18 protein-coding genes are annotated in these 20,492 nt (G+C 32.4%); 7 read left to right on the top strand and 11 right to left on the bottom strand.

Features of this window, described 5'->3' with window-relative positions; genetic code table 11:
- Positions 1-5: 5 nt before the first annotated feature.
- Positions 6-668 carry an ABC transporter ATP-binding protein gene (locus ACI5KZ_RS03945; RefSeq protein WP_406846960.1) on the bottom strand — a complete coding sequence of 221 codons (663 nt, stop codon included), beginning with the start codon at positions 666-668 and terminating at the stop codon, positions 6-8.
- 53 nt (positions 669-721) lie between these two features.
- Entirely contained in the window at positions 722-3,154 is a 2,433-nt protein-coding gene (locus ACI5KZ_RS03940) for a DUF5916 domain-containing protein (protein ID WP_406846959.1), read from the bottom strand.
- Between the two features lie 239 nt (positions 3,155-3,393).
- On the opposite strand from ACI5KZ_RS03940, the gene ACI5KZ_RS03935 reads away from it, so the two are divergent.
- On the top strand, positions 3,394-3,687 hold the full coding sequence (locus ACI5KZ_RS03935; protein WP_109309548.1) for a hypothetical protein: 294 nt from the start codon (positions 3,394-3,396) through the stop codon (positions 3,685-3,687).
- A 59-nt stretch (positions 3,688-3,746) separates the two neighbouring features.
- Here the strand turns inward: ACI5KZ_RS03935 and ACI5KZ_RS03930 are convergent, their stop codons facing one another.
- The 8 genes from ACI5KZ_RS03930 to ACI5KZ_RS03895 form a co-directional block, all read right to left on the bottom strand.
- The gene (locus tag ACI5KZ_RS03930; RefSeq protein ID WP_406846958.1) at positions 3,747-6,017 is read right to left on the bottom strand and encodes a TonB-dependent receptor; all 2,271 of its coding nucleotides are present in this window, start codon (positions 6,015-6,017) and stop codon (positions 3,747-3,749) included.
- Positions 6,018-6,075: 58 nt separating this feature from the next.
- Positions 6,076-6,414 (bottom strand): hypothetical protein, encoded by a 339-nt coding sequence (locus tag ACI5KZ_RS03925; protein ID WP_109309546.1) that lies wholly within the window; start codon positions 6,412-6,414, stop codon positions 6,076-6,078.
- Entirely contained in the window at positions 6,414-6,908 is a 495-nt protein-coding gene (locus ACI5KZ_RS03920) for a DUF6787 family protein (RefSeq protein ID WP_406846957.1), read from the bottom strand. Before ACI5KZ_RS03920 ends, ACI5KZ_RS03925 begins: the two co-directional genes overlap by 1 nt.
- A 29-nt stretch (positions 6,909-6,937) precedes the next feature.
- The gene (locus ACI5KZ_RS03915) at positions 6,938-7,375 is read right to left on the bottom strand and encodes a DUF6146 family protein (protein WP_406846956.1); all 438 of its coding nucleotides are present in this window, start codon (positions 7,373-7,375) and stop codon (positions 6,938-6,940) included.
- Positions 7,376-7,466: 91 nt separating this feature from the next.
- A complete protein-coding gene (locus ACI5KZ_RS03910; RefSeq protein ID WP_109309543.1) occupies positions 7,467-8,102 on the bottom strand; it encodes a DUF937 domain-containing protein in 636 nt (211 codons plus the stop codon).
- An 88-nt stretch (positions 8,103-8,190) separates the two neighbouring features.
- Positions 8,191-9,159, bottom strand: a complete 969-nt coding sequence (locus tag ACI5KZ_RS03905) for a D-2-hydroxyacid dehydrogenase (RefSeq protein WP_406846955.1) — start codon at positions 9,157-9,159, stop codon at positions 8,191-8,193.
- Positions 9,160-9,168: 9 nt separating this feature from the next.
- Positions 9,169-10,233: a 3-phosphoserine/phosphohydroxythreonine transaminase gene (gene serC, locus ACI5KZ_RS03900; RefSeq protein WP_109309541.1), complete on the bottom strand. Its 1,065-nt coding sequence runs from the start codon at positions 10,231-10,233 to the stop codon at positions 9,169-9,171.
- 123 nt (positions 10,234-10,356) lie between these two features.
- Positions 10,357-11,415, bottom strand: coding sequence for an acyl-CoA reductase (locus ACI5KZ_RS03895; protein WP_406846954.1), 1,059 nt, complete (start codon positions 11,413-11,415; stop codon positions 10,357-10,359).
- 67 nt (positions 11,416-11,482) lie between these two features.
- Here ACI5KZ_RS03895 and ACI5KZ_RS03890 point away from each other — a divergent pair, with 67 nt between their 5' ends.
- On the top strand, positions 11,483-11,836 hold the full coding sequence (locus ACI5KZ_RS03890; RefSeq protein ID WP_109309539.1) for a 4Fe-4S dicluster domain-containing protein: 354 nt from the start codon (positions 11,483-11,485) through the stop codon (positions 11,834-11,836).
- A gap of 122 nt (positions 11,837-11,958) precedes the next feature.
- On the opposite strand, the gene ACI5KZ_RS03885 is transcribed toward ACI5KZ_RS03890, so the two are convergent.
- Complete coding sequence (locus ACI5KZ_RS03885) at positions 11,959-12,933, bottom strand: hypothetical protein (protein WP_406846953.1); 975 nt, start codon at positions 12,931-12,933, stop codon at positions 11,959-11,961.
- Between the two features lie 650 nt (positions 12,934-13,583).
- Between ACI5KZ_RS03885 and ychF the strand changes: the two genes are divergently transcribed.
- The 5 genes from ychF (at position 13,584) to ACI5KZ_RS03860 (ending at position 20,429) form a co-directional block, all read left to right on the top strand.
- Positions 13,584-14,678 carry a redox-regulated ATPase YchF gene (ychF, locus tag ACI5KZ_RS03880; RefSeq protein ID WP_406846952.1) on the top strand — a complete coding sequence of 365 codons (1,095 nt, stop codon included), beginning with the start codon at positions 13,584-13,586 and terminating at the stop codon, positions 14,676-14,678.
- Positions 14,679-14,706: 28 nt separating this feature from the next.
- Complete coding sequence (locus tag ACI5KZ_RS03875) at positions 14,707-15,279, top strand: hypothetical protein (RefSeq protein WP_109309535.1); 573 nt, start codon at positions 14,707-14,709, stop codon at positions 15,277-15,279.
- 154 nt (positions 15,280-15,433) lie between these two features.
- On the top strand, positions 15,434-17,293 hold the full coding sequence (locus tag ACI5KZ_RS03870) for a DNA topoisomerase IV subunit B (RefSeq protein WP_406846951.1): 1,860 nt from the start codon (positions 15,434-15,436) through the stop codon (positions 17,291-17,293).
- Positions 17,290-17,775 carry a hypothetical protein gene (locus ACI5KZ_RS03865; RefSeq protein ID WP_109309533.1) on the top strand — a complete coding sequence of 162 codons (486 nt, stop codon included), beginning with the start codon at positions 17,290-17,292 and terminating at the stop codon, positions 17,773-17,775. The genes ACI5KZ_RS03870 and ACI5KZ_RS03865 overlap by 4 nt, the downstream gene beginning before the upstream one ends.
- The gene (locus ACI5KZ_RS03860) at positions 17,772-20,429 is read left to right on the top strand and encodes a DNA gyrase/topoisomerase IV subunit A (protein ID WP_406846950.1); all 2,658 of its coding nucleotides are present in this window, start codon (positions 17,772-17,774) and stop codon (positions 20,427-20,429) included. The genes ACI5KZ_RS03865 and ACI5KZ_RS03860 overlap by 4 nt, the downstream gene beginning before the upstream one ends.
- Positions 20,430-20,492: the final 63 nt, after the last annotated feature.

The raw sequence follows: 20,492 nt of genomic DNA, 5'->3' as shown, positions 1-20,492 counted from the left end.
AACATCTAATATATGATTTTTCCATCAACCATTGTAAGCTTTCTATCTGCCATGTCTGCCAATTCTTGGTTATGGGTAACAATAACAAAGGTTTGTCCAAATTCATCTCGAAGTTTAAAGAATAATTGGTGTAGGTTCTCAGCTGATTCACTATCTAAATTCCCCGAAGGTTCATCGGCAAAAATTAGTTCTGGATTGTTTATTAAAGCTCTGGCTACAGCCACACGTTGTTGCTCGCCACCAGAAAGCTCGTTAGGTTTGTGATGATATCTGTCTTTTAACCCTAAGAAATCTAATAATTCCATAGCACGTTTTTCAGCATCACTCTTCTTTGTTTTTTTTATATATGCAGGAATACAAACATTCTCTAAAGCTGTAAATTCTGGTAAAAGTTGATGAAACTGAAAAATAAAGCCTAAATTTTCATTTCTAAATTTCGCTAAAAACTTGTCGTTTAATAAACTAATGTTGGTGTTGTTTATAACAAAGTCACTTTTCGTATTTGAAGCAGGTTTATCTAAAGTTCCAAGAATTTGAAGTAACGTAGTTTTGCCAGCACCAGAAGCACCAACAATCGAGACTATTTCCCCTTTTTTTATATCTAAATCGACGCCTTTTAAAACGTGTAAATCGCCAAAGTATTTATGAATATTTTTTGCTTGAATCATATAAAACGGAATGTTGTGGTGAATTTAAGACAATAAGACGTTTTGTACAATTATCAGCTATGTTTCTTATTAAAAATGTTTTTAACATTATTGTAATCGATATAATAAACAACTCTAATAGAAAAGTTATGATCAATTGGTTGTTTAAATAAATGACCTACACTATTAAAATACGTATCTCTAGAAGCGTTAGAAAAATCGAATAGCCTATTTCTATATAAAGCAGTAAGCATACTGCCTGGAGCAAATTGCCATGAGTAACCAAAATCTAAATTCCAGGTATTGAAGTTTACATTTGGGTCATCTATATCCGCTAAAGTGTAATTGTCTTTCGTGCTTAATCGTCCATTATCTTCTAATGTATAAAGTTGGTTTTCATAGGTAACCACACTCCAATAATTTCTAAAAGAAAGAGATAAGGCATGTAACACATTAAAATTATAGTTCCCAGTAAGACTATTCACCAGAGTGGTTCTATCGCGTTGTCCAAATACTATATCATCGCCTATGTCTTGAATAAATCCTCTGCCACCGTTGGAGTTGCTAAAATCTGCATTATAGATTAAGGTAAACCTATCATTAAAACGGACTCTAGGGCTAACACTAACATTAAAATTAAACATGTCTCTATCATTTTCAAACATGGTTCCAAAACCTAGATTGGCATCGTATGCAAAAGTGTTGTTGTAATTTGAAGACACCCAGGCATTTGTATTTATCCAATTTTCATATATAAAATAGCGACCTTCTGTTCTTGCTTCAAAATAATCGTATTGTTTTCCAATTTCATAATTAAAACTTCCTCCATAACCAAGTAAGTTTTTATTTTGAAAGGAGATACCACCTCCAATATTTTTGCCGGAATAGGTACTTGGATTGAATAACATATTATAATTAGCCCAAAAATTATAATTGAAATTGATCAAGTTTTTTGTTGGTTCAAATATGCGATAAGAAAAATCTACGTTAAAATTACTATAGTTATTTCTAAAATTGATTCCTAAATCGTTGATATCGTAATTTTTATCTGCTAATTCATATTCAAAACTATATTGATAATTGCCACTTATTTTACCAATCTCAAATTCGGCATTGAAACCACTTTGGTTTTCATCTTTTAAATTTAAATAACTATGTTTTACAGCAGCTTCGATTCCAATGGTGTTTTTCTTGTTTGCATAGTCTAACAAAGCAGCAGTAACATTAGCATCTCTAAAATGGCCATTTCTTGTTACATTGGTGTTTATTAAACTCACAGATGAATTGCCATTAAACTGCTGGTCGATTACAAAAATATTGTAATTAGCTAAAGGCTCTACAAGCTCACTTCTTGAAGTGTTGCTTATAGTATCTACAGCTGTAGCATACGTCTTTTGGGTTATGGCATTAAAAATCCCAACCCCTAAACCACTTTTAGTTCTTCCCGAAACTTTAAAAGCATTTAAGGTTTTAACTTTGTCTGGATAATCTGGTATTATTTCATTTGTTTCAAGAGTTGGGTTTCCTGTAGGAGCGTTACCAACACGCCTAGAGTAAAATAAATTTCCTTTAGTAAATAAATCTACACCTTCAGTAAAAAATTGTCTTTGTTCAGAAAACTGTTGTTCAAAAGGGCCTAAATTTAATTCCACATCATCAAATCCTACTTGACTAAAATCAGGGATAAGCGTTGCGTCTAAAGTGAAATTTTCTGTAATACCATATTTTAAATCCATACCAAGATGGTACTCATCTTCAATATCTTCACTACCGTTTTTACTAATAACAGTGGATGCATAAGGATATAGCATCAGCCTAGTTGGAGGCGTAATATCTTTTATACCAGTTATTTCTCCGTGATATAAACTAGAACTACCTACCTCTGGATTTAGTGGGTTCCAGGTGTATTGAGATCTATCTGTTCTAAATTGCCTATGAAACTGCAAACCCCAAATGTGTTCTTTTTTATTCGAAAACCTTAAGGCTGAATACGGAATTTTCATTTCAACAACCCAGCCATCATGCACTATTTTTACAGCACTCTCCCAAACAGCATCCCAACCAAAATCCTCTCCAATATTTGGTGAAATAATAGCATCTGCTTGATTTCCTGTTGGAAATACAAAAAACTCAGTATCGTTTTGTGAATCGTTATTTGGGTTTAAAACGACTGCAAAAAAATCGTTAATTCCAAAATTATCACGACTTTGGAATTGTTTTAAGATCTCGTCTGGATTATCGTAAAGATAGGCTCCAAAATATATCGCATCATCATCATATGCAACACGAACTACTGTTCTTTTGTTATGAGTTTCTTTTATTCCTATATCTGGTCTAAATTGGGTGAAATTTCCAGCTAAATCGGCATTTTGCCAAATAGCATCGTCTAAAACACCATCTATTTTTGGGGCAACTGTAGCTCTTTGTATGTGAAGAGATTTTTTTTCTTGAGCCTGTATAGAAATATAAAAAAACAGGTAGAAAATTAAAAATGAAACGTATTTCATTACTATGATTTTTTGATTGATAGCTTACTTAAAGACACTGAAAATGAAACATTGTTACACTTTAAATGGCAAATCTATAAGAGTCGAAATAAAAACTATGCTAACTAAAAGTTAAAATAAAGCTAAATTATATCTTGTACTTGCTTTAAACCTAGTGTATAACATGTTAATAATCAACAATGTCATAAATATCAGTTTGGAACGTTATTTGTAAATACATTAGTAATTAAATTATTTTTATGACATTAGAAAAGAATTCAAGAAACAAAAAATTAGCATTGGGTATTCTATTTGATTTACTAGGATATGTGTCTTATATATTTCCTCCTTTCGATTTTATTTGGGCACCTTTATCTGCTTATATTATGGCTAAACTATATCCTGGTAGAGCAGGTAAGGTGGCTGCTGTGGGATCTTTTATAGAAGAAGCATTACCAATGATAGATTTTATTCCTTCGTTTACCATTATGTGGTTTTACACGTTTGTATTTTCAAAAAATAAAGCTAAAACTCAAGTAGCTATAGATAAATAAAAAAAGTCCTCTTTGGCTATATTGCTTCAGAGGACTTGATGTTTAGTTTTTTTTTAAGATTACAAACTATATGTCAGTCTAAGACTAATGTTTCTTCCCATGTTATATATTCCTTCAGGTTTTAATCTGGACAAGTGATTGATGTACTTTTTGTTAGTTAGGTTGCTTCCAGAAATAGATGCAGTTAAATCGTTATCAAAAACTGAAAATGTGCCACCAAGACCTGCGCTTAGAAGATTGTAACTGTCTGAAGCTAATTCGAACTCGCTTACATTGTTTTGAGCAAAAGTTGATTTAAGTCTAATAAAACCATACAGTTTGTCTGCCCATTTACTTTCTAATTCCACTCGAATAGTATTGGTTAAACTATTGGCTGGAATTAGTGGAAGATAAGTTTCATTTTTTTGTTTTCCTGTTACGGTTTCAAAACTACTTTCAACGTGCAACCAATCTAATGGATGTGGATGAAAATGGAAACCAATTTCTCCTCCGTATAAACTTGCATCTTCTTGTACATAACTATAAACAGGTGTGCTATCTATAAATGTGCCATCTGGTTGTAAATAGATATAGTTATTAACTAGATTGTAAAAGCCATTAGCAAAAAATTCCACATGTTCACTTTTAAATTCTAAAGCTAAATCTGTTTGAAAGTTTTGTTCATTAGTTAGATTTTCATCTCCAATTTCAAATCTATTGGTGCCTTCGTGAGTTCCATAAGATGTTAATTCTGCAAGATTTGGTGCTCTAAATCCTGAAGCTAAGTTTAATCTGGCGGTAATTATTTTAAACATCTTAGTTTTAGCTCCTAAAGCACCATTAAAACTATTAAAATCCTTATTAAAGCCATCTAAAACTTGAATGTTTCTATTGTCGAAACGAGCACCAATTTGAACATCGGTATTTTCAAAATGAATATGAGACATTGCGAATATACCAAAGTCGTTTGTAGTTGCATTTGGAATTAATTGTTCTTCCCCATAATTGGTATTTACTTGATGCATACCTTGCGTGCCAACAATAGTCTCAAATTTACCATAAACTGGTAATTGATATTTTACATCGTAATTAAAGGTTTTCAATTTCATATGAAGCGCTGCTTCTAAGACTTCATTTTCATGTTCATCATGTTCGTGTTCTTCTTCATGATCATCTTCATGATCATCTTCATGATCATCTTCATCTTCATGTTCATGTTCATCATGGTCGTGATGTTCTTCAAATTCTTTTCTATCATTATAGATATAACCTAAATTAATTTCTAAACTAGACTTTTCGAAATAGATATTCGATTTAGAGCTAAATACATGATTGGTAATGTCTTGATATGGTAATTCTGGGTTTTTGCTTTTGGTTTGTTCGCCTATTGCTTCAGGAATACCTAATTTAGAATGGTTCATATTATATCTAAATTCCGTTTTAAATTGTGTGCTTTGGTAGCCTATTCCAGATTTAAAATCTTGCTCTTTAAAACGTGTATTTGTTACTCTGTAGTCTGCTGTATTGTAATCGGAGTGCTCACTAACACTTCCTCTTATTAAGAATTTAAGTTTTTCTGCAGATTCTTTATAACCCATATTTGCTGAGTATCCCAAAGTGTTTCCAAAATAGGTTGCTTCTATATTGGCAGCATTCGAATGTTGCTGTGCAAATTTCTCGGGATTGATATATAGAACTCCGCCAAGCGCATCACTTCCATAGAGTAGGGAAGCAGGACCTTTTATAACTTCAACACTTTCCACGCCAGAATCGTTTAATCCTAAACCGTGTTCGTCTCCAAACTGCTGATTTTCTAATCTGACTCCTTGTGTATATACTAACACGCGATTAGAGCTAAGACCTCTAATTACAGGTTTCCCAATACTAACACCAGTACTAATGCTTTCAACTCCTGCAATGTTAGTAATTCCATCGGCTAGTGTGACTGCGCCTTTGGCCTTTAAATCAGCAATTTTTTCATGTTCTACCTTCATGACGTTTTCACTTTGAAGTTTATGAAAAGGCGTTGAAATAATAATCTCTTCCATTTCTATGGCAGAAGAAGATAACACAATATTTAAAGTTTCAGTAGTAGGAATGGTTAATGTTTTAGAAAAGGTTTCGTAACCAATTATAGAACAAACAACCTTGTAGTTTCCTGATGGTAAGTTGGTTAAATTAAATAGACCTTGATCGTCTGTGATTGTTCCTTTTTCTAGTTGGGGTAAATAGATGTTTGCAAACACTAGTGGTTCTTTGGTTTGGCTGTCTATAATAGAGCCGTGTATGCTGTTTTGTGCTTGTATTACTGGAATACTCACAAAAAGCAATAAGTATAGTATTGTTTTCATTTAAAATTTTATAATAGTTAATATGTAACTGAAAAGATTCAGTTTTTAATAAGACATTTTAACTATTAATAGGAGGTCCACGAAGGGAAAAATGAAGTTGTTGAAATTCACTAATAAAATGATATTGCGAATTTATTAATTGGTGGTTGTTTTGCTTTTTAAGGACTTTAAAAGTGTTTACTGGAATTGTGAATGCTGTATTGAGTTGGAATTTATGAAATTCACAATCCACATCTAAGGTATGAAAATGTACTTGTTTCTCACCTAGACAAATTTCATGTTTATGATTTGTATGACTATAAGCATGTGATAATTTAACAACAGAAGGCGCTAATACAGCAAGAACTAGTAAGACTGTAAAAACTCTAAATAAGATATGTTGTTTTGTATATTGCACTAATTTAAAAAACGTTTTAAGCCAAACCGACTAAGCATTTTCTTTTCAAACTCCCAAAAGAATTTAAACTGACCAAAAAGCCAACCAATACATAATAGTATTATTTGATAGAAAATTAGCCCAATAATAATATATAAAATCCAATAGACAGCAATATTTAAGTTTTCTTTAGTAATTCCTATTAATTTCATAATTGGTCTTCCAACAAAAAGAGAAGAGGTTCCTGTTATAGCAAAAACAATAAAAATTCGAATCAGTTCCCATTTAAAATCAACAACCCAACGGTTTTCTAATTTTTTGAATAAGAATAAAGTAAACTTTAAGAAGATATAAAATAAGATAATAGTAACTGCAAATATTAAAAGCAAATGATCTTCTTTTAATAATGCATTTGCTAATTTATAAGAACTATAAAGCAAACCTAAAATTCCAAGTAACGGAAAGATTAGTTGCCAATTTTGTTGTATTTCCCAGGTTTTTTTGAATTTATCCATGAGCATTTTTTTAAAAATGCAAAGATACTTTAAATTCTAGGAATATAACTAGTTAACTGTTGTTTATAGGTTAATTGAAAGTATATGAAATAGTTATATAATTTATAGTTTACTTCGTAACCATAGTCAATAGATGGGTCGTAAAATATTTGAGTTTCATATAAGCCAGATGGATAATTTAAAGGGTTTAAAACCCTGTTGTTCCAGGCGTCAATATACAGTTTGTTTCTTATTTCTAAGAAATTTTGTTCATAGTAACCAGCAGGTTTTGCTTTTGTTTTGAGCCATACATTATAACCTGGCTCAATGATAATTAATTCGTATTCTAGATCGTTGTTTGCAATGGATACTGTGTCGTTTTTAATTGTATTAACTTTTTCACTTTTAGATGTGTTATCTAAGGATTGTGAAGATTTACAACTATTTAAAAACCCGCAAATTAAAATAAAGTATAATAAAGATTTCATAACAAATAGTTTATGCTTAAAGATACAATAATCATGCCTTATTCTGTTGATTTTGAAATGCTTTAACATATAACATTCTACCATGAAATTTTTATTTTCCAAAAAGCCCTCCAAGTAAACCTCCAAGTCCACCTTTCTTTTTACTGCCACCTAATACCATTCCAGCAACATCATCTATAACACTTCCATCTCCATCAGCATCAAGAATTGACTCTAAGAAGCTTTGTTCATTTTGTGACGAATTTCCAGTTAATAAACCACCTAATAAACTTTCAATTCCCGAAGAACTATTCACATTGTTCTCTTTAGTTTGTTTTCCTAACATGCCCATTAATAGAGGGGCAGCTACTTTTAAGATATTAGAAACTGAACTTGAATCCATGCCAGCTCTCGCGCCAATTGCATTTTCAACATTTTGTTGTTTACCACCTAATACATGGCCTAATATTTTGCTTCCATCTTCTAGAACATTCGAATCTACACCACCAGAGAAAAGACTACCTAAATTATCTAAAATGCTTCCATCGTGTTTGCTGTTTAACGCATTTAGTAATCCTTCTGCTCCTTGAGGTGAAGATGCATTTCGTTTCATAGCTTGCATTAATACAGGTAATGCCATGGTTAAAACATCGTTTGTTTTACTTTCCGGTTGATTGGTTTGTCCGGCTACACCATTTACGATAGCCTTACCCATATCGCTATTTAATAAATCTAAAATTCCTGCCATTTTATTGTTTTTTTTAATGAAGTTGTAATTTACAAAAAAAAGCCTATAAGAAATATAACTTATAGGCTTATTATGTTTAGTACGTTATCTAATTTGTACTTTTTTCTGTTTTTAATAGACTTATAATTTGAGAAGCCAATTCGGTTCCAATTCTATCTTGAGCTTCGTTGGTTGCAGCTCCAATATGTGGAGTTAAAGATATTCTCCCGTTCATTAAAACTTGAACAGCAGGTGTTGGTTCTTCTTCAAAAGTATCTAAGCCTGCAAAAGCTACTTTTCCACTTTCTAAGGCTTTTATTAAAGCGACTTCATCTATAACACCACCACGAGCAGCGTTAATAATTCCAACTCCATCTTTCATCATATCAAATTGTTTTTCACCTATAACATATTCGTCCTGAGCAGGAACGTGTAAGGTGATAAAATCTGCCTGTTTTAAAATGTCTTTGGTGTGTTCTGTTTCGATTTCTACATTGATAAACTGACCATTGTAAAACTCTACCTTAATAGTTGCTTTGCCGACAAACTTATCACTAGCTATGACTTTCATTCCAATGCCTAAAGCTATTTTTGCTACTTGACGACCAATTCGTCCAAAACCTATTATACCTAGCGTTTTTCCCCTTAATTCAACACCTTTGGCATAATTCTTTTTTAGGGACTTAAATTGTGTATCTCCATCTAAAGGCATGTTTCTATTGGAGTCATGTAAAAAACGAACACTACCAAATAAATGAGCAAATACTAATTCTGCAACAGATTGAGAAGAAGCTGCTGGAGTATTAATTACATGAATACCTTTGCTTCTTGCGTATTCTACGTCAATATTGTCCATGCCAACACCACCACGACCAATGATTTTGATGCTTGAACAGCCATCGATGATGTCTTTACGTACTTTTGTAGCACTTCTTACCAATAAAACATCAATGTGTTTGTCGTTGATGTAGTTGACCAATTGTTCTTGTGCTACAGTAGTTGTAAGAACCTCAAATCCTTCATTCTCTAAAGCTTCAATACCACTTTTTGAAATTCCGTCGTTTGCTAATACTTTCATTCTATTTTTTTATGCTTTTGTTTCTAATTCACTCATAACTTCTACAAGAGCTTTTACGCTATCTAGTGGTAAGGCATTGTACATGGAAGCTCTGTAGCCACCAACACTTCTATGGCCATTTACACCATTAATTCCAGCTTCTTTAAGCATGGTTTCAAAAGTTTCTTTTAAGTTGTCGTTTACCAATGTGAAGGTAGCATTCATGTTTGAACGATCTTCTTTAACCGAATATCCTTTGAATAACGGGTTCAAGTCTATTTCAGAATACATTACTCTAGCTTTCATTTCGTTTATTTCTTCAATGGCTTTTATACCACCAAGATTTTTTAGCCAATCTAAGGTTAACATTGATACATACACAGCAAATACTGGTGGTGTATTAAACATGCTGCCTTTGTCAATATGTAATTTATAATCCATCATTGATGGGATTTTTCTTGACACTTTTCCTAATATATCTTCTTTTATAACCACTAGAGTTGTTCCAGCAGGCCCCATGTTTTTTTGTGCTCCTGCATAAATTAAATCGAATTGTGAAAAATCTAAGGTACGTGAGAATATATCACTACTCATATCGCAAACCATAGGGATGTCACACTTTGGAAACGATTTCATTTGTGTACCAAAAATGGTATTGTTGGACGTACAGTGGAAATAATCATACTCCGAAGGTATATCATATCCCTTAGGAATATAATTGAAGTTAGCATTTTTAGATGAAGCAACTTCATAAACATCATCATAAATCTTTGCTTCTTTAATAGCTTTGTCACTCCAAGTTCCAGTATTTAAATAACCAGCTCTTTTTTCTAACAAATTAAGTGCAACCATTAAAAATTGGGTGCTAGCTCCACCTTGTAAAAACAAGGCTTTATATCCCTTTCCTTCTAGTCCTAATAGCTCTAATGCTAAAGACCTAGCTTTCTCCATAACATCTACAAAAGGTTTGCTTCTGTGAGATATTTCCAATAAGGACAAGCCATCGTTGTTGAAGTCCATTACTGCTTCCGATGCCTTTAATAGCACTTCCTGAGGAAGAATACAAGGTCCTGCACTAAAATTATGTTTTTTCATTAATATTTGTTTTTGTTAATCTGTGCTTATCTTTTAAAAGGTAATTGAAAATTTATACAAATTTTGACAACAAAGGTGCTAATTTCTGATAAAAAATTAAGTGATTCTAAGATATTTTTTTAACTAAATTTTCAACAAAAAGTCTAAGGTATCTACACCATCTGCATAATCCCATAAATTTGGATTTTGCGTCTCTCCAAATGTAATGTTGTTAGTAAATAAGCTGTCTGACACGATACATTGGATTTTTTCTTTATCAGTTTCAAGTTTCTGTTTTAAGTTTTCTAAAGTATCATAATGTTCATAAAAAACAGTTGCAATAGGAGAGGCGTAGCTTGCATCTTTTTTAATCATTAAAAAACCATTTTCTAACATATCAAACTCGCTCATTAAATAAACAGCTTTATTATAATCGTAATTATTAGCATATTTAGCTTCGTTAATAATGGGGTGCCAAGTGTACATGGCTTTAAAAAAGTTATCAAAATTATACTCTTTTGGAACAAACAACTTAGATACATTTCTACAGCCTAAACCATAGTATCTAAAAACATCATTAGAAAGTTGTATTAATTGCTCTTCGGTTTCGTTTCCAGTAAGTACAGCTACCGAGTTTCTATTTTTTCTAATAATAGTGGGTTTACCTTTAAAGTAATATTCAAAATATCTAGCAGTATTATCACTTCCTGTAGCAATAACTGCATCAAAACCTTCTAATTTATTTTCCGTAAAACTAATTTTTCCTTTAAAACCAGTTTCAATATGTTCTAAGTATTTTGCTAAAAATGGCAACAGATGTTTATCGTTACTTGATTGCTTAATTAAAACATTGTGACCAGAAAGTAAGACGCAAAAGAAATCGTGAAAACCAACTAAAGGAATATTTCCGGCCATAATTATAGCCACTTTTTTAGATTCAATTTTATTAAAGTGATAGTTTTTTACAAGCGTCCTAATACTGCTATTAGTCAAAGCTTTAGACCAGTTATTTAATGCGTAGGTAATATTTTCGTTTGTAAACCAGCCATTGTGCTCTTTAGCAAGTTTAATTTGATGTTTAAAGCCATCAAGAAACAAATCGTTAAAGGGTATATTTTCTTTTTTAACAATACCGTTATTTGTAAACTGACTTAAAAAATCCCCTAATGTTGCAAAGGCTTTGATTCTTTCTTCTAAATTCATTATAAGGTTTGGTTATGAATTGTTTTGGCTTTATTTTTGCAGTTGCAAATTTAAGATAAAAATCGCTATGGCAATAATTATAACAGACGAATGTATTAACTGTGGAGCTTGTGAGCCTGAATGTCCTAATACGGCTATTTACGAAGGAGCAGACGACTGGAGATATAAAGATGGAACACAACTAAGTGGTAAAGTTGTGTTGCCTAATGGAAAAGAAGTCGATGCCGAAGAAGCTCAAGAACCCATAAGTGACGAAATATATTATATAGTTCCAGACAAGTGTACAGAATGCGTTGGTTTTCATGAAGAACCTCAATGTGCTGCTGTATGTCCTGTAGACTGTTGTGTTCCTGATGATGCACATGTAGAAACAGAAGAAGTATTGCTAGGGAAACAACGTTTTATGCACCCAGAAGACTAGAGGTTAAGTGTTTAAAACTTTTTAAACCCTAAGCGAAAGCTTAGGGTTTTTTATTGCACTTAAACGAAGGTTCAATAAAATAATAAAAGTTAGTGTTCAATAATTTAGACATTAAAACACATTTAAAACGGTAACTTAATAGATTCAGGATTAACAAATTCTTTTGTATAAGGGTTTTCAAGAAAACTAAGTGGTGGTTTTTGTGGTTGAAAAATCTGCTCTTTTTCAATCCCATACACTTGCCAATAATTTGAAAGCAATTGGGCAAATATATCTTCATCCCAAAATCCAAAAACCGGAGGTTTTCCAGTTGTTTCAATTTCTATGGTAATACCATGGTCTTGAGTTTCAATCTTGTATTCGGGTGTGTATTGTAAGGTATAGTCTGTATAATGAAACCTAGCATATAGTTCTTCAAACTGTACAGGATGCAACACATATTCTTTCATTTTGCCGAGTATGTCTTTTTGTTTTTCAGCAATCACGCCATTGTCTTGAAGACAGGCAACAAAGCCAAAACCATTCACTCCAAATTGGAACATTAAATTAATAGCATCATCACGATAACTAAAAATATCTTCTGAATATTTAAGTGGAAATACCACAATACTCCACGGCTTCTTACCTACAAAAGAAATAGGTTCTATGATAGATTGTAGCATGAGATGAAAGTAGCCAAAGCGTTTTCTTAATGTTAAAGATAAATCAAATTCTTCCCCTTTCTTCAGCAGTCTGTCTCTCTCATAAAGCATTTCGTAGTATAGCAGTCCATAGACCATTCTTCCAGTCCATTGAAAAAGTAATTCGTTATCTAGTGAAGCCATACCTTCAAAACCCTCTTTATATGCAGCCTGAATTTTGATGTCTAATTCCTCAAAAGCTTTTTTTACTTCTAACGAACAAGGTAATATTAGGTCTGAATACTGATAAGATTTAGCTTTATCCATCATCTCAATTTTTTCATCACCAAATTTAAAATGATCCATCAACCATTTAGGAAAAACACTCATGGTTTCGTTTGTCAAAGCGCCTGATAGAAAACAAAAATGCTCATCAAAAATTAAATCTTTAAAAGGATTGAAAAGTAATTGGGACATGGCTTAGAATTTTTTTACAAATATAGCCATAAACTGCGATTTATGATGTTCATATTTATATAGAAATTAGTTTTCAAAATTTAGAATGTTCATGTTAAATATTAGCTTATTCTGAATACAGATTCACAAACTAAAAGCAGATTTATAGTATTATTCAACCAAGCAAATTAAATAACAACTTGACACCTTTCTTTTGGGAAATATGGTTACATTTAGAAATTAATGATATCCAACAAGATCTGTTACGAAACATTTAAATTAAAATACCATGGCTAAAAGTAAAGACGCAAAGAAGAATGTTAAAAAAGAACCTGCTAAAACAGCAAAAGAAAAGAAAGCTGAAAAGAAACTAAAGAAAGCAAAATAAGTTTTTAGGCAGTAAATTATCAATGTAACACCGTGGAAATTAGATGTTTATTTTTATGTCCGGTAAATGTTGTTATACGTTTTTGATATAGCTCATTTCATTAAAGTAAACATTGTTTGTATACACATAACTTTTCTTGTATAAACTCATCCTCTAATCTTAAAATTGATTCATCAACAATTTCCTAAATCCTTGTAAAAACTATTCAAGGAATTAGTTACCTTTGCACTCGCAAAAACCAAGCTTTTGGTTCTTGAGTTTTTAATCTAATTTTTACAGAATAATGAAAGCAGGCATCGTAGGATTACCGAACGTAGGGAAATCGACCCTTTTTAATTGTTTATCTAATGCCAAAGCGCAAAGTGCCAACTTTCCGTTTTGTACCATTGAGCCAAATATTGGAGTGGTAAATGTGCCAGACACCAGACTTCAAAAGTTAGAAGAATTGGTAAATCCAGAACGTGTATTACCTGCAACTGTTGAAATTGTAGATATTGCCGGTTTGGTAAAAGGTGCAAGCAAAGGCGAAGGATTAGGAAATCAATTTTTAGCGAATATTCGTGAAACAGATGCTATTCTTCATGTGTTGCGTTGTTTTGATAACGACAACATTGTCCATGTAGATGGTAAAATAAATCCTATTAACGACAAGGAAACCATCGATATGGAGTTGCAGTTAAAAGATTTAGAAACAGCCGATAAAAAACTAGACAAAGTAAAACGTGCTGCAAAGACGGGAAATAAAGACGCTCAAAAAGAAGAAGCTGTTTTATTGAAGATAAAAGCAGGTTTGGAAGCTGGAACATCAGTAAGAGCTTTAGAGTTCTCTGAAGAGGATTATGAAGATTTTGTAAAACCTAGTCAGTTTATTACAGATAAACCTGTGATGTATGTTTGTAATGTGGACGAAGGGTCTGCTGTATCTGGTAATGCTTATGTAGATCAAGTAAAAGAGGCTGTAAAAGACGAAAATGCTGAAGTTTTGGTCTTGGCAGTTGGTACAGAAGCAGATATTAACGAGTTGGACGATTATGAAGAACGTCAGATGTTTTTAGCAGATATCGGTTTAGATGAACCTGGTTCGTCAAAATTAATCCGTTCGGCTTATAAGTTATTAAATCAGCAAACCTATTTCACGGCTGGAGTTAAAGAAGTGCGTGCTTGGACCATAGATGTTGGAGCTACAGCTCCTCAAGCAGCAGGGGTAATTCACACCGATTTTGAAAAAGGTTTTATTAGAGCAGAAGTAATTGCTTATAACGATTATGTGCAACATGGAAGTGAAGCTAAAGTAAAAGAAGCTGGAAAAATGCGAGTTGAAGGCAAGAATTATGTGGTTAAAGATGGCGATATCATGCATTTCTTATTTAACGTTTAGCAAAAAGGAACCCCCAAATTTATAATAAATGAAACATGTTTTAGTGGCAGCCATGCTATGTTGTTTGGTTGTAAATGGTTATTCTCAAGAGGAAAAACAAACTGCAAGTGTTGAAAAATCTATTTTTGGTATTCAAACAGGTGCAGTAGGAATATGGATTCATGGGGAATTTAAGTTATCCAATAAATTTGTATTAAGAGCCGAAACCGGTTTGGATATGGGGGTTTGGGAAAACAGTTACAATAACGATAGTGGTGTTTTACTTGGACCTGTGTTTACTTTAGAGCCACGTTTTTATTATAACTTAAACAAACGTTTAAGAAAAGGAAAACGTACAGAAGGCAATAGTGGAAATTTTATTGGATTAAAAACAAGTTATCATCCAGACTTATTTACAATTGGTACAAATAAAGATGTTAATATAATTCGAGATATCACAATAGTTCCTACTTGGGGAATTAAAAGAAATATTGGTAAGCATTTTAACTACGAAGCAGGATTCGGGATAGGATATATTCATTTTATAGATAAATACAATCTTAGCACTAATAAAAGCGATGTAGCTGTTAATCTACATGCAAGAATAGGATATAAATTTTAATCTTATTTTTATCTTTTAAAAATATCAATACATATTAAAGCCAATGTTCTCAACAACTTTGGCTTTTTATTGTTAATTACTTTGTGACATCAGTATTTTATTTTTTAGAACGAAACCTTATATTAGCAACGTATCAAAAAATCGCACCCATTTTATGTCTGAACAATCTAATTATACCGAAGATAATATACGTTCCCTTGACTGGAAAGAACACATTAGAATGCGTCCTGGAATGTATATTGGAAAACTTGGTGATGGGTCTTCGCCAGACGATGGTATTTACATTCTTTTAAAAGAGGTGTTAGATAATTCTATAGACGAATATGTTATGGGAGCAGGCAAAACTATTGATGTTTCCATACAAGGCAATAAAGTTATTGTTAGAGATTATGGTCGTGGTATTCCATTAGGAAAAGTAGTAGATGTGGTTTCTAAAATGAATACAGGTGGAAAATACGATTCCAAAGCTTTTAAAAAATCGGTAGGACTAAATGGTGTTGGTACTAAAGCGGTCAATGCCTTATCATCGTTTTTTAGAGTTGAATCTACACGTGATAACAAATCGGCTTCTGCAGAATTTGAACAAGGGAATTTAACCAATCAAGATTTATTAGACGATACATCTAGACGAAAAGGAACTAAAGTCTCTTTTATTCCTGATGACATTATCTTTAAAAACTATAAATACAGAAGTGAGTATGTTGTAAAAATGCTCAAAAACTATGTGTATTTAAATACAGGATTGACCATTGTTTTTAATGGAGAAAAATATTATAGCGAAAACGGATTAAAAGACCTTTTGTCTGAGAACATTAAAGATACAGATATGCTGTATCCTATTATTCATTTAAAAGGAGACGATATAGAAGTTGCTATCACTCATAGTAAAACCCAATATAGCGAAGAGTATCACTCTTTTGTAAACGGACAAAATACGACCCAAGGAGGAACACATTTAGCAGCCTTTAGAGAAGCTTTAGTAAAAACCGTTAGAGAATTTTACGGTAAAAACTATGAAGCTTCAGACATCAGGAAATCGATTGTTTCTGCAGTCTCTATAAAAGTGATGGAACCTGTTTTTGAAAGTCAGACTAAAACCAAATTAGGGTCTACTGATATGGGAGGGAAGCTACCAACCGTTAGAACCTTTATTAACGATTTTCTAAAAACACAGTTAGATAATTACTTGCATAAAAATCCTGAGGCTGCCGAAAAAATTCAACGTAAAATACTTCAGGCAGAACGGGAACGTAAAGAGCTTTCAGGTATTAGAAAATTAGCCAAAGACAGAGCTAAAAAAGCAAACCTTCACAACAAAAAATTACGAGATTGTAGAGTCCATTTTGGCGATACTAAAAACGAAAGATACTTAGAAACTACGTTATTTATTACTGAGGGAGATTCGGCTTCAGGGAGTATCACAAAATCTAGAGATGTGAATACACAAGCTGTTTTTAGCTTAAAAGGAAAACCTTTAAACTCTTATGGATTAAGTAAGAAAATTGTTTATGAAAACGAAGAATTTAATCTCTTACAAGCTGCCTTAAACATTGAGGAATCTTTAGAAGATTTGCGTTATAACAATGTTGTTATCGCAACAGATGCCGATGTAGACGGTATGCACATTAGATTGTTATTGATAACCTTCTTTTTACAGTTTTTCCCAGAAATTATTAAAGAAGGCCATCTATATATTTTGCAAACACCTTTATTTAGAGTTAGAAATAAAAAGGAAACCATTTATTGTTACTCCGAAGAAGAACGAAAAGAGGCTATAGAAAAGCTGAAACCAAAACCAGAAATTACCCGATTTAAAGGTCTAGGTGAAATATCTCCAGATGAATTCGTGCATTTTATTGGTGAAGATATTCGTCTCGACCCAGTGATGCTAGACAAAGACATGTCTATTGAAGAGTTACTGTCTTTTTACATGGGGAAAAACACACCAACCAGACAAGATTTTATTATCGACAACTTAAAAGTTGAACTTGATATTGTAGAAGAAAATATATGAGAACCAATAACTCTAAAGTAAAAAACGTCATTGTTTCAGTATATTTTATATTGATTGTTTTTGCAATCTTATTAGCCACTGTTTTTAGTGCTTTTAGTCATTTATCGCCAAATCCATTAATAACCTTTTTTTTATTGGCAAGTAGTTTTGGGGCACTTTTTTTTATTGTTCATTTTATATCAAAATATTTTGAATATGATAGCGATGGCTTAAAAGTAGTAGTAACAAATAAAGGCTTGTTATTATCAGATCATTTTAACTACAGAGAACATACTGTTGAGTTTTATAAAGAAAGGTTATCAGGCTTTAAATTTAATAATTACTTATTCTTTAAAAGTTTAGTACTATATATAGAAAATAGTAAAGGACAAGTAAGAAAAGAACGTTTTAATGTTACCTTAGTATCAAGAAAAAAAAGAAAATATATCAGACAATCATTAACAAAAATGGTTAAACAAAACAGAAAATCTGAAGATTCATGAGTGAAGATAATGACGAATTGTTAAATGAACACGAAGAGAACCACGAAACAATTACTAAAGTTTCTGGGATGTTTAAAGACTGGTTTTTAGATTATGCCTCTTATGTTATTTTAGAAAGAGCCGTACCAGCTATAGAAGATGGGTTTAAACCTGTACAGCGTCGTATTATGCAATCCATGAAAGATTTGGACGACGGACGTTATAATAAAGTTGCCAATATTGTTGGTCATACAATGCAATATCATCCACATGGTGATGCAAGTATTGCAGATGCCATGGTTCAAATTGGTCAGAAAGATTTATTGATAGATACCCAAGGAAACTGGGGAAATATATTAACAGGTGATAGCGCAGCTGCATCACGTTATATTGAAGCACGAATTTCTAAATTTGGTTTAGATGTTGTGTTTAATCCCAAAATAACCCAATGGCAATCATCTTACGATGGTAGAAGAAAAGAACCCATAAACCTGCCAGTCATGTTTCCTCTGCTTCTTGCTCAAGGAGGTGAAGGGATTGCAGTAGGACTTTCAACAAAAATATTACCACATAATTTTATTGAACTTATCGAGGCTTCTGTAAAACATTTAAAAGGTAAACGGTTTACAATTTACCCCGACTTTCCAACAGCAGGAATAATAGATGTATCTAACTATAACGATGGGTTACGAGGAGGGAAAATTAGGATTAGAGCTAAAATTTCTCAATTTGATAAAAACACCTTAGTCATTACTGAAATTCCTTATGGAACCAATACATCTTCCTTAATAGATTCTATATTAAAAGCGAATGATAAAGGTAAAATTAAGATTAAAAAAATAGAAGATAATACTGCAGCAAAAGTTGAGATTTTAGTGCATTTACCTGGAGGAATTTCACCAGATAAAACGATTGATGCACTTTATGCTTTTACTAGTTGCGAAAGTTCAATCTCGCCATTAGGCTGTGTTATTGAAGATAATAAACCCCTATTTATAGGTGTTTCTGAAATGCTTCGTCGTTCTACAGATAATACCGTACAATTATTAAAACAAGAATTAGAAATTAAACTTGGCGAGTTTGAAGAACAATGGCACTTCGCATCTTTAGAACGTATTTTTATAGAAAACAGAATCTATCGAGATATTGAAGAAGAAGAAACTTGGGATGGTGTTATTCAAGCCATAGATAAAGGTTTGAAACCTCATACAAAACACTTAAAACGTCCTGTTTTAGAGGATGATATCGTGAGGTTAACAGAAATTCGTATTAAACGTATTTCTAAATTTGATATAGACAAAGCACAGCAAAAAATTGATGCCTTAGAAGCTCAGATTGCTGAAATAAAACATCATTTGGCTAATTTGATTGATTATGCCATTGCCTATTTTGAAAGATTAAAAAAAGAATACGGAGAAGGCAGAGAAAGACAGACTGAAATTAGAACCTTTGATGATGTTGATGCTACAAAGGTAATTATAAGAAATACCAAATTATATGTCAATAGAGAAGAAGGATTTGTAGGAACTTCACTTAAAAAGGATGAATATGTATGCGATTGTAGTGACATAGACGATATTATTGTGTTTACCAAAGAGGGCAAAATGATGGTCAGCAAGGTAGATACAAAGACCTTTGTTGGTAAAGACATTATTCACGTAGCTGTCTTTAAAAAGAAAGACAAGCGTACCATTTATAACATGATTTATAAAGATGGAAGCAAAGGTCCATCTTATGTTAAACGTTTTGCTGTTACAAGTATAACAAGAGATAAGGAATACGATTTAACCAATGGTAATAAAGGTTCTTTAGTTTGGTATTTTTCTGCAAATCCAAATGGAGAAGCAGAAGTGGTTACCATTAATTTAAGACAGGTAGGAAGTGTTAAAAAACTAAAATGGGATTTAGATTTCGCTGATGTACTAATTAAAGGTCGAGCTTCAAAAGGGAATCGAGTCACTAAACATGCTGTAAAAAAAGTAGAGCTCAAGGAAAAAGGGGTTTCCACCTTAAAACCCCGTAAAATATGGTTTGACGATACGGTTCAACGCTTAAATGTTGATGAAAGAGGAGAACTGGTTGGTGAGTTTAGAGGCGAGGATCGTATATTAATTATTACACAATCTGGTACTGTAAAAACCATTGTCCCAGAAATAACAACACGTTTTGACGACGATATGATAGTTATGGAGAAATGGGTTCCTAAAAAACCTATCTCAGCCATATATTTTGATGGAGAAAAAGAGCGCTACTATGTCAAACGATTTGTGGTTGAAAACGAATCTAGAGAGGAAAGTTTTATTTCTGAACACCCTAACTCACAACTAGAAATTGTCTCTACAGAATGGCGTCCAATGGCAGATGTAGAATTTACCAAAGAAAGAGGTAAAGACAGAAAAGACAATATGGAAGTCAATTTCGAAGAATTTATAGCAATAAAAGGAATTTCGGCTTTAGGTAATCAATTAACTAAAGACAAAATAAACCAAGTAAACTTATTAGAACCATTACCTTACGAAGCTCCAGAAGAGACCCCTGCCGAAGAGATTGAAGTGGTTGATGAAATGGAATTATCCAAAGAAGTTTCGAAAGAAAAAACAAATGAAACATCAAACGAGACAGATAATGATGAATCAGAAAATTTAGATGATAAAGGGCAAACAAAGTTGTTTTAATTATAGATATTATTTTTTTAAAGTCTGGATTATTAATGTAATCCAGATTTTTTTTTCATTTTT

The organism is Xanthomarina sp. GH4-25, from assembly GCF_045363175.1.
Taxonomy (GTDB): Bacteria; Bacteroidota; Bacteroidia; order Flavobacteriales; family Flavobacteriaceae; genus Xanthomarina.
The sequence above is the reverse complement of the archived record's forward strand: the minus strand, read 5'-3'. Positions and strand labels throughout refer to the sequence as shown.